Genomic DNA, 15,443 nt, shown 5'->3' with positions numbered 1-15,443 from the left:
GGACTTTCTCCCGCCTCCATGTCCACCGCAATCGCTCAGCAAAAGATCCGCATTCGTCTCAAGGCGTTTGATCGCCGCATGCTGGATCTCTCTTGCGACAAAATCATTGAAACTGCCGACAACACGGCAGCAACGGCCATCGGGCCAATTCCATTGCCAACGAAGCGCAAGATTTACTGCGTTCTGCGCTCGCCCCACGTGGATAAGGATTCACGCGAGCACTTCGAAACGCGGACCCATCGCCGCATCATCGATATCTACAGCCCTTCAGCAAAGACCATCGATGCTCTGATGAAGCTCGACCTTCCTAGTGGAGTTGACATCGAGGTCAAGCTCTAATCGGAGCCCCATCCAACGATCAGCTGCCTAGGATTCTGCTCTTCGCTTGAATCCTGCGTGGCTGATCTGTCCGTCAGAGAACTTCCTCTGTTTCCTCTGCCGGACGTGGTCCTATTTCCAAGTGATGTTCTGCCACTGCATATTTTCGAGTCGCGCTACCGAATGATGTTGCAGAGCGTCTTAGAAACAGATCGGCGCTTTGGCATCGTGCGTTGGGATCCGGATCAACAAACGATGGCCGCTGTTGGCTGTTGTGCTGAAATCATCCAGCATCAAACTGGAGACGATGGTCGCAGCAACATCGTGACCCTCGGACAACAGCGCTTTCGAGTGCTCAACGTCACTAGAGAAACGCCCTTTCGTTCGGCCATGGTGAGCTGGATCGAAGACGAACCTGTCGACAACATCAGCGAATTGCAGGCCTTAGCTGCGACCGTAACGCAAGCCTTGAAAGATGTTGTTGAACTCACGGGCAAACTGACCGACTCCAAATCTTCACTGCCTGACGACCTTCCAGACCTTCCTCGCGAGCTTTCCTTTTGGATTGGAGCGCATTTAGGAGGGCCGGTAGCAGACCAACAGCAGGATCTCCTGGAGCTCACCAGCACACGCACGCGTCTAGAGCAGGAGTTCGAAATGCTCGATGAGACCCGTCGTCAGCTTGCTGCTCGCACCGTTTTACGCGACACGCTGTCAGAGACCGATCCGAGCAACGGTTAATGCCTTCACCAACTGTTCTCATACCAACAGCAGCTGGATTACTGCTCTTGGCTGGCGCCTACCAGCTCTGGAATCGTCGCAACCGCGCTTACCACTCCAGTGAGAGCGTTGCTTCCGCCTATGACGCCTGGACCGACGACCAATTACTGGAATCCCTTTGGGGTGAGCATGTTCATCTTGGGCATTACGGATCGCCACCACAGCCTCGCGATTTCCGGCAGGCCAAAGCCGACTTCGTCCATGCGTTGATCCGCTGGAGTGGCTTCGATCAATTACCACCAGGATCGCGTGTTTTGGACGTGGGTTGCGGTATCGGAGGAAGCGCCAGGATCCTTTCCCGTGACTACGGCTTAGACGTAGTGGGTATCAGCATCAGTCCTGCTCAGGTAAACAGAGCCACCCAGCTAACGCCAGACTCGCTGCCCTGTCGCTTCGCAGTGATGGATGCCCTCAACCTCCAACTTGAGGATCAAAGCTTTGACGCCGTTTGGTCGGTCGAAGCCGGTCCGCATATGCCCGATAAGCAGCGATTTGCCGACGAACTCCTACGAGTCCTGAAACCCGGCGGGCGTCTGGCCGTTGCTGACTGGAACCGCCGCGATCCTGTGGATGGTGCCCTTGATCGGCGCGAACGCTGGGTGATGCACCAATTACTCACGCAATGGGCGCATCCTGAATTCGCCAGCATCCGAGGCTTTCGCCACAACCTTGAAACCAGCCCTCATCAGCGCGGCACGATCAGCACCGCCGATTGGACAGACGCCACGTTGCCCTCGTGGAATGAGTCCATCCTTGAAGGCATCCGCAGGCCCAATGCGATCCTGCGTCTTGGCCCCAAGGCCGTCCTCCAAGGCCTTCGGGAAACACCAACGCTGCTGTTAATGCGCTGGGCTTTTGCCCGAGGAATGATGCAGTTTGGCGTGTTTAAAACGGATCACTCCAACACCGAACTGGGGTAAGCCCCAAAGTGGAGAAGGTGTTCACACAGAGGCTGCAGGCTTGTGCTCAGCCGCTCAAGCAATTCAGACGTTCGTTGCCCGGGCAACTCCACATCCACAAAAAACACATATTCACCAAGCTCACGCTTTGAAGGACGCGATTCAATCCGGCTCATGTTGAGCCCGAGATCGCCGATGGCTTGCAAGGCCTCGATCAACGCCCCAGGCGCGTTTTGATGCAGTGAGAAGGCAAGGCTGGCAACATCTCCCTCGCCACTCACCGCACCGTTCTGAAGCAACAAGAAGCGGGTACGGTTTCCAGCCACATCATTCACTGGATAGGCCAGCTCCTGGAGTCCCTGCTGCCCCGCTAATGAGCGATCAGCAATGGCTGCTCTAAAGCGACTGCCACGCACCATCCTGGCCGCTTCAGCGGTGGAGCTTGCTGGAAGTAGCACGGCCTGCGGCAAGTGACGTGCCAACCAGCCGCTGCATTGGGCAAGAGCCTGAGGATGGGATAAGACTTCCGAAATACCGTCAAGAGACCCGCTGCTCAGCAGCGCATGACGAATCGGTAGAACGACAGCGCGACGAATTCTCAAGTTCGAATAAGACCAGAGAGCGTCAAGGATTGCCGTGACCCCACCCTCAACGGAGTTCTCCACAGGAACCACGGCCGATTCGCAGCGACCATCAGCAACATGTTCCACCACAGACCGAAGCCCCGAACACGCCACCAGCACTGGGTTCTCGATATCTTCAAGCTTCATGAGGCTGCGAGCAGCCCGCTCTCCATAGGTCCCCTCCGGCCCGAGAAAAGCCACACGCATCGGCATCGGATCAAGACACACATCGATCGATAGGATCATGCCGCGTCAGGACACGGTCATGGCCCTGGCCTTTCGAGCCAGTCAGCATCTCGATCTACCCATCGCAGATGAGTCAGAACGTCTGCGGGCTTATTTGCATGAGCACGACCGCGTTGTCAAAGCGCTGCTCGACTCCGACCAGCTCACAGCCTTGGCACCAGGGCGCTACCGCTACACCGTGACAACGCTGCAGGTGTTCCAACTGCATGTCAAGCCAGTGGTGTCGCTCGAAGTCGATGAAGTGAGCGGACAACTTCGGATCCGTGCTCTTGATGCAGACCTCGAAGGTTTGGGGTTAGTGGATGACTTCCAACTGAGCCTTGAAGCCCTGCTTGAGGCGACGCCCAGGGGACTGCAAGGAGAGGCCACGCTGAGCGTGGAGGTCAGCCAGCCTCCGCTGCTACGTCTGATTCCCAAGCGAGTGCTGGAGAGCACAGGGGAATCCATCCTGAATGGAATTCTGCTCACGATCAAAGGCCGAGTCGGTCGTCAGTTAGTGGCTGATTTCCAGTCCTGGGCCAAGGATTTAGAGAACCCTCCCGCCAGCGAGTCCGCCCTACCGAGTGGCGAATAGCTTCTTCAAAAACGAGCGCCGGTGCAAGGGGGTGGGGCCAGAGGCCAGTAGCGCTGCTCGATGTTGAGCCGTTCCATATCCAGCATGTCTCTCAAGCCCGTACCCCGGAAATCGAGTGGACAGCCGCCGAATCAAAGCGTCGCGAGCCTCTTTCGCCAACACACTCGCAGCTGCTATGGCTGGATGGCTGCTATCACCACGCACGATGGTGCGTTGAGAACCCTCCCACAATCGCAATGGGAGCACTCCATCCACCAAGACCAGCTGAGGCGGGCTAGGCAAGCGCTGAAGAGCACACAACATGGCCTGCTCAGTCGCGCTGCGAATCCCGTCGTGATCGATTGCCCGCGCAGAGCTTTGACCCAATCCCCAGGCATGGGCATGAGCCTCAATCAGGGGAACCAGTGCAGCTCGACGACTCGGCGTTAATGCCTTGCTATCGGTGAGACCAGCCGCCTGCAAATGCAGTGCGGCTTGATCGCTCAACACAACTGCGGCGGCAAAAACGGGCCCAAACAAACAGCCGCGACCCACTTCATCCACCCCAGCGATGCCAAGGCCATCGCTGTCATTCAACGGACCTGACACCGCTACTTAGTCGTGATCAGACGTCGATGCAGACGCGCGACGACGACGGCGACCGGGCCTTGCTTCAGAGGTGTCAGCAGGCTCAGGATCAGGACTGACCTCAGGCTGAGAACTCGCGACCGATTCAGAGATGGATACGGAGACGGGTTCAGATACTGAAACCACTTCAGGCTCAGGAGACATCACCGGGAGTGGGGTCTCAATCAAAGGCGTGATCTCCACAAGCAAAGGCTGTGCATTCTCGTCTGGCTCCAGGGGAGTGACGACGGTCGTGGGTGCTGAATCGTCTCCGCCAGCTGATGCAGCAGAACGGCCCGAACCAGTGCCCGCGCCACGTCCATTCCCCCTCGGCCCACGGCGGCGACGGCGACCTGCGTTAGCCGACATTTGCTGTCGAGCCTGCTCAAGCACCTGCTCTGCATCTTCGCCGGGACGGACAACGCGCACCATCAAGTTGTCCAGCTCCGGCTGAGACTCCAGGAGCAAGGCTGGATTCAGACCAAGCCATCCATAGACCTGCTCTTCGTCTTCATCCATAGGAACCGCAACCAGCTCAGGGTCCTGACGTCGGCTCACGCTGGCAGGCTCAATGGCAGCAGACGTCGACACGGACGTAGACGCACTAGCAGTCTCCATCTCATCCAAAAGCGCATCGCTGCTGTCGACAGGACCTGAAGCCGCCACAGCCTTCCCTCGGGCACCACGACGCCGACGGGCATTCGAGGCCTCTCCAGACTGAGGAGCTTCAGCGCGAGCCGACGCTGCAGAACGCACCAGCCCCGTAGCCGTGGCGAGGGGCTGCATCAGATCCTTTCCAGGAAGCACAGCAACGTGACCAAGTCCCCCGCAACTGGGACAGGCTCGCCCGAACAGCTCATAAATATTTTGGCCCTGACGCTTACGCGTCAGCTCAACAAGACCGAGTTCCGTGAGCTGGGCAATTTGGGGGCGAGCGGCGTCATCACGAATCGCACTGGTGAAATGCTCCAGCAGCTGCAACTGATCACGACGGGAGTCCATGTCGATGAAGTCGACGATGATCACCCCACCGATGTTGCGCAAACGCAACTGCCGGGCAATCTCTATGGCTGCCTCACAGTTGGTCCAGAGCACCGTTTCCCTGGCATTCGCCGAGCGGGTGAACGAACCAGAGTTGACATCAATCACCGTGAGGGCCTCGGTGGGCTCGATGATCACGTAACCACCGGAGGGAAGATCAACCCTCGGCTTTAGGGCATCACGAATAGCCCCATTGACTTTGTAGTGCTCGAGCAGCTCAGAAGGCTCGGGATGGGCTTCCACCACAACGTGACTTCCCTCGTCTCCGAGGAAGGAACGCACCCGTTCCACAGCAGCGGGTGACTCCACCACCACCCGGTCCAAATCCAAACCGGTGTGATCGCGAAGAATGCGATGTATGAAATCCTCATCGCGGTTGAGAAGAACCGGGGGGGAAGCCGTCTCAGCAGCTTTTTGGATCGCCTCCCATTGACGTAAAAGCGATTCGAGATCGTCAATCAGCAATTCTTCGCTGATTCCATCGGCTTCCGTACGAATCAGCAGGCCCGCCCCTGGGGGCTTCACCAACACACCCAGGGCGCGCAACCGGTTCCGCTCTCCTTCCGAACCGATGCGCCTGGAGATATTGACCCCCTGACCGCTGGGTTGAAGCACGAGGTAACGACCTGGCAGCGCCAGATTGCCAGTCAACCGAGGACCTTTCGTCCCCGTGGGCTCCTTCATCACCTGAACCAGAACTTTTTGGCGTGGTTCCAGCAGTTCTGTAATTCCGGCGGCACCTTTTTTAAGGCGTAAAGGGCCTAAGTCAGTGACATGAATAAAGCCATTTTTTTCACTTTCGCCAATGTTGACGAAAGCCGCATCAATCCCTGGGAGAACATTTTCAACAGTGCCCAGATAGACATCACCGATCTGGTAACGCCCTTGGGCAACAATTAATTCATCGACGCATTCATCTGTGAGAACTGCGGCAATGCGCAGTTGCTCAGCAATAACAATTTGTTGGGGCATAAACAATGACTGACGACGCCCGTCAGGACGGAAGCCCGATCAACAGCCAGCCGGCATGTCGCACGGGGTTGGAATGAATTCAAGTGACCGATTAGGTCTAAGCATTCGGAGTGAATAACTCCTCTGATTTGGAGCTCGACTGCAACGCCTGGGCGTTGATTGAAACAGGAGACTCTGGCCTCTTATTCCGCAGGATGTGGGAACAAGAAGGTCGGGACGAAACCGTGGCGCAGGCCCGTGGCTTGACGTCTTGTTTTGAATTTAGCACCGCACAAGCCGTAGTTCGAGGCGACGCACATTGTGGAGATGCAAAGACTGCTCTAAGCCTTCAGACAACCAGTGCTGGAGCTGAGCGGGCTTAAGGCTCCTTCCTTGATCATCGATGTGAGCGAGGCACTCAAGCGTTACCCCGCTCTCCACCGCTCCATCAACGGCTCCATCAACCGCTCCATCAACCGGAGCCACGATTTCAAGCGTCTCTAAAGCAGGTCTGCAATCGCGCTGACGAGGACGTCCTTTTTTATCGGTGTCATCCCAAACGAGCGTGTCTCGCGACAACAAATCATCCACCACCTGCCTCCACTGATCCAAGGAAATCGAAGGATCTCCCGCTTGAGTTTTCAGCTCAAAGCTCCATCGGGCTGCCTCCAATTGTTGCGAGAGGCTCTGGCCAGACACTGGCACTTCATAGGCCTCCATCAACAAAAGTCCTGGGGGAAGGGTCTGTTGCCAACGCTTCAAAACCTGAAGCGCCTCAACCTGTTCAATGAATTCCAAATCCATCCATTCCCCCTCTCCTTGCACGCCAAGCGGCAAGGCCAAGGCGAGCTGAAGGCGGGGAAGCGGATGAAAGCCACCGGTAAAACTGATCGGTAATTCAGCACGTCGAAGCGCACGCTCAAACAAGCGCACCAAATCGAGATGGCTGAGCAGGGCCATCGCGCCTGTTTTGCTGAAACGAAACCTGATCCGGCAGACCCGATCGCTCGGTGGAGCCTGCCTTGGCTTCTGAACAGGAATCTCAGGAGGAGCAATCACAACGTTGTGGCCTAGGTCCGGGCCACAGACCCCACAACTGCTGCATCCCTCGAACGAACAATCCGGAACAACAGCCGCTTCAAGAGCTCGCTTGAGATCGTCTGCCAACCAGCCCTTATCAATCCCGGTATCGATGTGGTCCCAAGGCAGCGGCTGAGAACAGAACGCATCCAACCCTTCCTCGCTGAGCGCATTCGCACGTCCCCAGCCACCGAGCTCAAGGGCCCGGTAGCGGCCCTCAAGACCTGCTGCTGCGATGGCGCCCGTCCAAGCCTCATAGGTGCGATCGAGGGCCTCAAACCATGCATCCATCCCTGCACCCGCTCGCCATGCCGCTTCGATGACAGGCGCCAAGCTCCTGTCTCCGCGACCGACGAAGTCCTCCATAGCGGAAAGCCTCACATCCGTGAAGTTGAAGCGCACTCCGCGAAGACGCTTTCCGGCTTCCCTCAGCAACTGCTGACGCCTTAAGAACTCCGCCGTCGAAACGCTGTGCCACTGAAACGGCGTATGCGGCTTCGGGGTGAAATTACTGATGGTGATGTTGAGATTGAGGCGACCTAAATCGCGGCAGCGGTCGAGCAACATCCGACAGGTCTCAGCGATGCCCAGCACATCGGCATCGGTCTCACCCGGCAACCCGATCATGAAATAGAGCTTCACCTTGCGGAAGCCGTTTTGCATTGCTGTGCGGATTCCATCCACAAGATCGGCATCCGTGAGGCCTTTGTTCACGATGTCTCTCAGCCGTTGGGTGCCGGCTTCCGGTGCAAACGTCAGGCCCGACTGGCGGGAGCCCCCAAGGATGTGAGCGATGTCGTCATCAAACCGATCCACCCGCTGACTGGGCAATTGAAGCGTGACATTGCGATCGGCGAGACGATTGCGAAGCTCGACCCCCACAGCGGGCAATGCCAGGTAATCGCTGCAGCTCAACGACAGCAAAGAGAAGTCGCTGTAACCCGTTCGCTGCATTCCCGTTTCAATCGCCTCAATCACGGCCTCAGGCTCCACGTCCCTCGCTGGCCTTGTCAGCATTCCCGGCTGGCAAAAACGGCAGCCTCGGGTGCAACCACGACGAATTTCCACCGTCAATCGGTCATGCACGGTCTCCACATGGGGAACGAGTCCCATCGCGTAATGGGGCATGGGCGTAGCAACACGCCTCAACAAGCGGGCCGGAAGACCATCCTCCAGCGGCTCCACGCTGATCCCTTGCTGATCAGGTCCATAGAGAGACGGAACATAAACCCCTGGGACAACAGCCAGGTCACGGAGCAAGTCCGTTCGAGACAGGCCCGCAGCTTTGGCTTCTGCCACCACCAATCCAATCTCAGGGAGAAGCTCTTCGCCATCGCCTAAAGCAATGAAGTCAAAGAAAGCTGCGTAAGGCTCAGGATTGCTGGTGGCTGTGGGACCGCCAGCAAAAATCAGAGGCGGAGACTCGGGGTGAGAAAGGGGCAAATCTCCTCTCTCTGCCGCATAAAGCGGCACTTTCGCCAAATCCAACATGGCGAGAATATTGGTCGCACCCAGCTCATAGCTGAGGCTGAAGCCCAGGATGTCAAAGGCGGGGAGCGGCCTCCTGCTCTCCACAGCAAACAAGGCTTGATTCCGCTCTTTCAGCCTCTCTGAAAGATCCGCTGCCGGGAGGTAGGCCCGATCACATAGCTGACCAGGAACAGCATTAAGGATGGAATAAAGAATGATGTGGCCGAGGTTGCTGGAGCCCACCTCGTAAATCTCGGGATAGGTCAGAGCCCAGCGCACACGCGCCGCCTCCCAATCCCGTGGCTCCACCCCCAACTCATGCCCCATGTACCGGGCGGGACGATTGATGGAGGCATCCACAAGCTGATCAAACGCCACAACAGCGTTGGGATCGGGATCCTGTTTCGTGGGGGACGGGGCGACAATCACGACCACCAGGCCCTGCTTCTTTCATCGTATGTAGCAGGATGCCCGAAGCAACCCCAGTCATTCGTGGTCAAGGTCAACGGCAATTACCTGAAACTCAAAGCGGGTTATCTGTTCCCGGAGATTGGCCGCAGGGTGAAGGCCTTTAGTAGCGCCAACCCCGAGGCCCAGCTGATTCGTCTCGGCATCGGAGACGTCACAGAGCCGCTACCGCAGGCCTGCCGTGACGCCATGAAATCAGCCATCGACGAGATGGGAACAGCGGAAGGATTCCACGGCTATGGGCCGGAACAGGGCTATGGCTGGCTTCGCGAGGCGATTGCCCGCGATGACTTCCAAGCCAGGGGCTGTGAGATCAGCGCAGAGGAGATCTTTGTATCGGATGGCTCCAAATGCGACAGCAGCAACATTCTCGACATCCTGGGGAGTGGCAATCGCATTGCAGTGACCGATCCGGTGTATCCGGTTTACGTCGACAGCAATGTGATGGCTGGCCGCACAGGCGAGTCTGGCGATGACGGCCGTTATGGCGGCCTGACCTACCTGCCGATCAGCGCAGACAACGGGTTTGCAGCACAGATTCCCAGTGAACCTGTTGACCTGATCTACCTCTGTTACCCCAATAACCCCACCGGCGCTGTCGCAACGAAGGCCCAACTGAAGGAATGGGTCGACTACGCCCGTGCCAACAAGGCCTTGATCCTGTTTGATGCCGCGTACGAGGCGTTCATTCAAGATCCCGAGCTGCCCCATTCCATCTATGAGATCGAGGGTGCTCGCGACTGTGCGATCGAATTCCGCTCCTTCTCCAAAAACGCCGGATTCACAGGCACCCGCTGCGCCTTAACCGTTGTGCCCAAAGGGCTCAAGGGCAAAGCCGACGATGGTTCAGAAGTGGAGCTTTGGGGCCTTTGGAACCGTCGGCAGAGCACCAAGTTCAACGGCGTGAGCTACATCATTCAGCGCGGCGCAGAAGCGGTGTATTCCGCTGCTGGGCAACAGGAAGTGAAGGCACTCGTGAGCTTCTACATGGAGAACGCCGCCATTATCCGGCGCGAGCTCAGCGCTGCAGGAATCGAAGTGCATGGCGGTGAGCACGCCCCTTATGTGTGGCTGAAAACACCTTCCGGAATGGACTCCTGGAGCTTCTTCGATCACCTCCTTCAGAAGGCCAACGTGGTGGGGACCCCAGGGAGTGGCTTCGGTGCTGCAGGAGAGGGCTATTTCCGCCTTTCTGCCTTCAACAGCCGTAGCAATGTGGACGAAGCCATGGCCCGCATTCGCAACCTATGACCTGATCACTCCTAGATTGGAGCTAATGGGAATCAGTGGCAATGGTGGATACACCCAGCCGTAGCCCCGGTGGGGCAGCGGTTCTTGACAAGCAAACCGAGCGGGTGCGTAAGACATCGCCCCGCTACAAGGTTTTGCTTCACAACGACCCTGTCAACAGCATGGAGTACGTCGTCGTCACGCTTCAGCAGGTGGTTCCCCAGCTCAGTGAGCAAGACGCGATGGCCGTGATGCTGGAAACGCACAACACGGGGGTAGGCCTGGTGATCGTTTGCGACATTGAGCCTGCAGAGTTTTACTGCGAAACCTTGAAGAACAAGGGCCTGACCAGCACCATCGAACCAGAAGAGTGATGCAGACCCCCACCAGAACAACGTTGCACTGGTGGGGAACGCTTTTTTATGTACCGGTGCTCTACGGGCTGGGTTGGCTGAGCGCACGACCTCTGGCGCTGATCTTCCCCCAATGGCGCCCGGACCAGGTGAACCTGGCCGGAGTGGTGGTGGCGTTGCTGCTGCTGTTGCTCACCCTCCCTTGGCGCTTGCGACGGAGCTGGGGCGTCGAGCATCCCTGGCAAGAGCTGGGGATTGTCGTCCCTACCGCCGCGGGTCTACGCGCCTTCCTTCGTGGATTCCTTAAGGCAGCTGCTCTTCTTTTTGGCGTGGTTGTGGTCCTACTGCTCAGCGGCCAAAGCCAATGGCAGGGGCAACTCACAGCCGGGCAACTCCTTAATGCCGTCGCCCTACTGGTGGGGGCGGGATTCGCTGAGGAGCTGCTTTTTCGTGGTTGGCTCTGGGGTGAATTGGAGCTGCTGGGAGGCCGTCAACGGGCCATTGGCTTGCAGGCCGCCTTCTTTGCTCTGGTGCATCCCTGGTATCAGTTGCCCGCGATCGAAGCGATTGGTCTGCTGGTAGGGCTGACTCTCTTGGGGCTGGCATTAGCCCTGCAACGGCGTGCCGATCAAGGTGCGCTCTGGGGATCGGTTGGACTTCACGGCGGACTGGTCGGGGGCTGGTTTGCCTTGCAATCCGGCCTGATCAGCGTGCCGGCGACAGGGCCGGTTTGGCTCTTGGGTCCCGGCGGGGCCAATCCCAACCCGATCGGAGGTCTCCTGGGCTGGGTCGGGCTGGCGGGATTAATTCTGGTGCGTCGCCGCTGGTGGAACTGAACTAGCGGGTCGCCGTCGCCAAAGCCTTGCGGCCTTCAACCGGTGCTCGCAAGGCTTCTTCAAGTGGAGCTGTGCCGTAGTCGCGTTCCAGAAGTCCCATCACCGTTTTGCCAAAACGACTGGGATCACGATCAAACGCTTCAAGGCAAATCCGGCCAAACGTGCTGCCCATCGGCTCAGGATTCCAGAGAAGCTTGCGAGCCGTCCAAGGCATCATGCTCATCGGGTTGTAGCCAGGCTTGATCAGGCCTTGATCGAAGCCGTATTGCTCAAGATGCGTATGCGGCTGTAGGCCGATGAAGAAAATGGCAGGCTCCACCAGATCTTCACCAAAAATTGCTTCAAGTTCACGGTGATATGCCACGGTTTGCCGAATCGTTTCCGGCCGCTCATCAATCACGTTGAAGGAGTAATTCACCGACACGTGATCACGGAAGCCCGCCTCGGCAAGCATCCGGCAACTGTCCAAAACAGTGCGCAGGTTGTACCCCATGCGCATCTTGCGCACGAGCTCCTGAGACCCTGAGGTAATGCCAATTTCGAAATAACTCATGCCCGTTTCAACCATCAACTGAGCCAACTCAGGATCTAAGTTGTCGGCTCGGATATAGGCCGCCCAACGAATCCCCGTTAGACCTTCAGCCTTGATCGCGCGCAACAGCTCCTTGGCATCCTCGATGTATTTGCGAGCTGGGATGAACTGAGCATCGGTAAACCAGAAGCCACGCACTCCACGGTCGTAAAGCTGACGCATTTCAGCGACAACCTCCTGCACAGGATTCACCCGAACTTGCTTGCCTTCGACAACGGTGTAAACGCAATAACAACAGTTGTGGGGACAACCTCGTTTGGTTTGAACGCCAACGTAAAAGTCTCCACCCTCCAAGTACCAATCCAGCTGTGGCCAGATGGAAGAGATGTAGTTGTAATCACACGCAGTTTTGGGCCTGCTCTCGGGTTGCTCGTGAATCAAACCCGGGCGAGGCGCCTCCCCCACCACAAAACAACGCTCTCCATCAAGTGGCTGTTGAGCCAGAAGCTTTTCTAAAAGCGGTTCACCCTCACCAATTGAAATGATGGTGCCTTTGGGCAAGGACCGGCCCAGCTGTTCATAAAAGACGCTGACTGCTCCTCCACCAAGAACAGCACGAGCCTCGGGACGATGGCGACGCGCCCTTTTCAAACCATGGCGCACCAATTTTTGATTGCGATGAAGCTCGCCGTAATGACTGGTCATCAAGCGCAATCCGCCCAAGGCCCCTTTGATCCGCTTTAAAGGATTGCGTGCGTAAAAAACTTCAAAAGAGTTTTGAAGCGGGTTGCCACCCCTGCCATCCACAGGTGCGTAAATCTGGATGTCTCTCCAGGAGAACACGAGCAGCGTGGGCTGAAACTGGTCCACCACATTGAGCAGAACACCCTCAACATCAAGAACCGGCAGGGCTGCCAAATCAAGAATGCGCTGAGGCAATTCCGGAAAAGACTTGTGCAGGTGATCAGCCAAATAAATCGGGCCAATCGGGAAGATCGGATTGCATGGCAAGCGCACAAACAGGACTCTTTCGCCTGCTGCCCTTGAAGTCTTTATTGGCACTGCGTTGCTCATTTGCGGACGCTAACAACTGCATCTGCTGCAACGCCCGGCAGCGGGCTTAAGGATTACCGCATGAATAAGTGGTTACAAACCGCAAACTTGCTTTACAATGCATCCGGCAGGGCGTCCTGCCCTTCCGTAACCGTCTCCTTGCGAGACCTTCTTTTCCGTTCTCATGACTACCACCATCCAGCAGCGCTCCGGCGCTAACGGCTGGCAGCAGTTCTGTGAGTGGGTCACCTCCACCAACAACCGTCTTTATGTCGGTTGGTTCGGTGTGTTGATGATCCCCACACTGCTTGCCGCTACCACTTGCTTCATCGTTGCTTTTATCGCCGCTCCTCCGGTTGATATCGACGGCATCCGCGAGCCTGTTGCAGGTTCACTGATGTATGGCAACAACATCATCTCTGGTGCTGTTGTTCCTTCCAGCAACGCCATTGGCTTGCACTTCTACCCAATCTGGGAAGCTGCCTCACTCGACGAGTGGCTCTACAACGGCGGTCCTTTCCAACTGGTTGTCTTCCACTTCCTGATCGGCATCTACGCCTATATGGGACGTGAGTGGGAACTTTCCTACCGCTTGGGCATGCGCCCTTGGATCTGTGTTGCATACAGCGCACCTGTTGCTGCTGCATCTGCAGTGTTCCTGGTCTACCCCTTCGGTCAGGGTTCTTTCTCTGACGCCATGCCTTTGGGCATCTCTGGAACCTTCAACTACATGTTGGTCTTCCAGGCTGAGCACAACATCCTGATGCACCCCTTCCACATGCTTGGAGTGGCTGGTGTCTTCGGTGGTTCACTGTTCTCCGCCATGCACGGTTCATTGGTGACCTCATCCTTGGTTCGTGAAACAACCGAGACCGAGTCCCAGAACTACGGCTATAAGTTCGGCCAAGAAGAAGAGACGTACAACATCGTGGCTGCTCACGGCTACTTCGGTCGCCTGATCTTCCAATACGCCTCGTTCAACAACAGCCGTAGCCTTCACTTCTTCCTTGCAGCCTGGCCTGTGGTCGGCATCTGGTTCACCGCCCTTGGCGTGTCAACCATGGCCTTCAACTTGAACGGCTTCAACTTCAACCAGTCAATCCTTGATGGTCAGGGCCGCGTCCTGAACACCTGGGCCGACGTTCTTAACAGAGCTGGACTTGGTATGGAAGTGATGCACGAGCGCAACGCTCATAACTTCCCCCTCGACCTGGCAGCTGCTGAGTCCACACCTGTGGCACTTCAAGCACCTGCAATCGGTTGATCTGGAACCCCTTCAAAGTTCAGATCAACTGAACTAGAAAGCCCCCTCCTCACAGAGGGGGCTTTTTTGTGCCTTCCTTTCTTCCTCAACAACACAGAAAAAACGATCACAAGACTTACGCCAGAGCAATTAGATCAATGAAAACGGCAAATGTGGCCGTCTTTCCAACTCCATACCCATGGAACAGAGGCTTGTGCCTGTCGAAGATCTTCTCGACCCTCCAAACTCACGGGAATGAACTCCGTCTTGAAATCAAACTGGGGATCACGCAGCGATTGGTTCAACACCATGCTTCCTGTTTCACCAGACGTTGAGCGGTGATAGGTCCCTACCGGTATCTGAAGCGCACCCATCTCGCGGATCAAATGAATGACGTGATGGGACTGATCCCATGCAGGATTTAAAAGGACGAAGGTGCGCTGCCCCTCGAGCACCAAATTGTGATCCACTTGATGCTGATGGACGTAGTACTGCTCAAATCCATTCACATCGGGTGGTGATGTCGCTGCACCCCTGTGGAACACAACATCTGTTCCATTGGTACCAGGCACTCCTGCATCAAAAAAGGTGACAGACGGTGTTTCACGAAAGACATGAATAGGTATGAATTGAAGTCTCATCAAAATCTCCTCGCCTGAATGGCGTTGATAAAACAACTAGAGAGCCGTAGAACTTGCGTCGCTCCAGATCAAATCAATCGTGATTGAAGCGTCGAGGTTTCGTTTCACAGGGCAATCATTCGCGACCCGCTTCAACAAGGCCTTTTGTTCCTGACTAAGAGAAACAGGGAGGCTGATCTGAGCTTGAAGGCTTTCAATGCGGCGCGGTCCCTCGGTCGTCATTGTTTTTTCAACGCTGACGTTGGCATCAACGAGGTCCCAGCCGCGGCGGCGTGCGGCGATCCCCATGATCGTCAAGATGCATGTTCCAAGGGCTGTCGCCAACAGGTCAGTCGGCGAAAAACTTTCGCCAAGGCCATCATGATCAGTGGGCGCATCGGTCTTGAGGACGGTGCCCGAGGGTCCGTGCTGAGCCGTGCAATGCAAGTCACCGGTGTATTGGCATTGAATCGCTGTCATCCGTCCTCGATCATGTCTCTGATCAAGTCTGCTCCCGTTC

15 protein-coding genes are annotated in these 15,443 nt (G+C 56.7%); 8 read left to right on the top strand and 7 right to left on the bottom strand.

The window, feature by feature from the left end; genetic code table 11:
- Nucleotides 1–18: 18 nt before the first annotated feature.
- From rpsJ to SynMVIR181_RS02000, 3 genes are read left to right on the top strand one after another with little or no spacing between them, the layout of a single operon-like run.
- Nucleotides 19–339 (top strand): 30S ribosomal protein S10, encoded by a 321-nt coding sequence (gene rpsJ, locus SynMVIR181_RS02010; protein ID WP_006042265.1) that lies wholly within the window; start codon nt 19–21, stop codon nt 337–339.
- 57 nt (nt 340–396) lie between these two features.
- The gene (locus tag SynMVIR181_RS02005) at nt 397–1,059 is read left to right on the top strand and encodes an LON peptidase substrate-binding domain-containing protein (RefSeq protein ID WP_186589815.1); all 663 of its coding nucleotides are present in this window, start codon (nt 397–399) and stop codon (nt 1,057–1,059) included.
- Nucleotides 1,059–2,018 (top strand): methyltransferase domain-containing protein, encoded by a 960-nt coding sequence (locus tag SynMVIR181_RS02000; protein WP_186589814.1) that lies wholly within the window; start codon nt 1,059–1,061, stop codon nt 2,016–2,018. Before SynMVIR181_RS02005 ends, SynMVIR181_RS02000 begins: the two co-directional genes overlap by 1 nt.
- On the opposite strand, the gene pheA is transcribed toward SynMVIR181_RS02000, so the two are convergent.
- Nucleotides 1,994–2,833 carry a prephenate dehydratase gene (gene pheA / locus SynMVIR181_RS01995; protein WP_186589813.1) on the bottom strand — a complete coding sequence of 280 codons (840 nt, stop codon included), beginning with the start codon at nt 2,831–2,833 and terminating at the stop codon, nt 1,994–1,996. The two genes, SynMVIR181_RS02000 and pheA, sit on opposite strands and share 25 nt — an antisense overlap.
- Before the next feature lie 31 nt (nt 2,834–2,864).
- Between pheA and SynMVIR181_RS01990 the strand changes: the two genes are divergently transcribed.
- Nucleotides 2,865–3,440 carry a DUF1997 domain-containing protein gene (locus SynMVIR181_RS01990; protein WP_186589812.1) on the top strand — a complete coding sequence of 192 codons (576 nt, stop codon included), beginning with the start codon at nt 2,865–2,867 and terminating at the stop codon, nt 3,438–3,440.
- Here the strand turns inward: SynMVIR181_RS01990 and SynMVIR181_RS01985 are convergent.
- The 3 genes from SynMVIR181_RS01985 to SynMVIR181_RS01975 form a co-directional block, all read right to left on the bottom strand.
- The gene (locus SynMVIR181_RS01985) at nt 3,423–4,028 is read right to left on the bottom strand and encodes a ribonuclease HII (protein WP_370593864.1); all 606 of its coding nucleotides are present in this window, start codon (nt 4,026–4,028) and stop codon (nt 3,423–3,425) included. The two genes, SynMVIR181_RS01990 and SynMVIR181_RS01985, sit on opposite strands and share 18 nt — an antisense overlap.
- Nucleotides 4,029–4,034: 6 nt before the next feature.
- Complete coding sequence (locus SynMVIR181_RS01980; RefSeq protein ID WP_186589811.1) at nt 4,035–6,059, bottom strand: Rne/Rng family ribonuclease; 2,025 nt, start codon at nt 6,057–6,059, stop codon at nt 4,035–4,037.
- Between the two features lie 261 nt (nt 6,060–6,320).
- Nucleotides 6,321–8,915, bottom strand: coding sequence for a TIGR03960 family B12-binding radical SAM protein (locus SynMVIR181_RS01975; protein ID WP_255444488.1), 2,595 nt, complete (start codon nt 8,913–8,915; stop codon nt 6,321–6,323).
- Nucleotides 8,916–9,080: 165 nt separating this feature from the next.
- Here SynMVIR181_RS01975 and SynMVIR181_RS01970 point away from each other — a divergent pair, with 165 nt between their 5' ends.
- The 3 genes from SynMVIR181_RS01970 to SynMVIR181_RS01960 are packed head-to-tail and all read left to right on the top strand — an operon-like array spanning nt 9,081 to nt 11,475.
- Entirely contained in the window at nt 9,081–10,307 is a 1,227-nt protein-coding gene (locus tag SynMVIR181_RS01970; protein ID WP_186589810.1) for an LL-diaminopimelate aminotransferase, read from the top strand.
- Between the two features lie 41 nt (nt 10,308–10,348).
- Nucleotides 10,349–10,660, top strand: a complete 312-nt coding sequence (clpS, locus tag SynMVIR181_RS01965; RefSeq protein WP_186524539.1) for an ATP-dependent Clp protease adapter ClpS — start codon at nt 10,349–10,351, stop codon at nt 10,658–10,660.
- On the top strand, nt 10,660–11,475 hold the full coding sequence (locus tag SynMVIR181_RS01960) for a CPBP family intramembrane glutamic endopeptidase (RefSeq protein ID WP_186589809.1): 816 nt from the start codon (nt 10,660–10,662) through the stop codon (nt 11,473–11,475). Before clpS ends, SynMVIR181_RS01960 begins: the two co-directional genes overlap by 1 nt.
- 1 nt (nt 11,476) lies before the next feature.
- On the opposite strand, the gene SynMVIR181_RS01955 is transcribed toward SynMVIR181_RS01960, so the two are convergent.
- Entirely contained in the window at nt 11,477–13,081 is a 1,605-nt protein-coding gene (locus SynMVIR181_RS01955; RefSeq protein ID WP_186589808.1) for a photosystem II high light acclimation radical SAM protein, read from the bottom strand.
- Between the two features lie 163 nt (nt 13,082–13,244).
- On the opposite strand from SynMVIR181_RS01955, the gene psbA reads away from it, so the two are divergent.
- Entirely contained in the window at nt 13,245–14,324 is a 1,080-nt protein-coding gene (gene psbA / locus SynMVIR181_RS01950) for a photosystem II q(b) protein (protein ID WP_006854385.1), read from the top strand.
- Nucleotides 14,325–14,458: 134 nt separating this feature from the next.
- Here psbA and SynMVIR181_RS01945 read toward each other — a convergent pair whose 3' ends face one another.
- Together SynMVIR181_RS01945 and SynMVIR181_RS01940 are read right to left on the bottom strand one after the other, a co-directional pair.
- The gene (locus SynMVIR181_RS01945) at nt 14,459–14,944 is read right to left on the bottom strand and encodes a hemagglutinin (RefSeq protein ID WP_186589807.1); all 486 of its coding nucleotides are present in this window, start codon (nt 14,942–14,944) and stop codon (nt 14,459–14,461) included.
- A gap of 36 nt (nt 14,945–14,980) precedes the next feature.
- Nucleotides 14,981–15,403 (bottom strand): OsmC family protein, encoded by a 423-nt coding sequence (locus tag SynMVIR181_RS01940; RefSeq protein WP_186589806.1) that lies wholly within the window; start codon nt 15,401–15,403, stop codon nt 14,981–14,983.
- Nucleotides 15,404–15,443 lie beyond the last annotated feature (40 nt).

The organism is Synechococcus sp. MVIR-18-1 (genome assembly GCF_014279835.1).
Lineage (GTDB): Bacteria > Cyanobacteriota > Cyanobacteriia > PCC-6307 > Cyanobiaceae > Synechococcus_C.
This window is presented reverse-complemented; position numbering and strand designations above follow the sequence as displayed.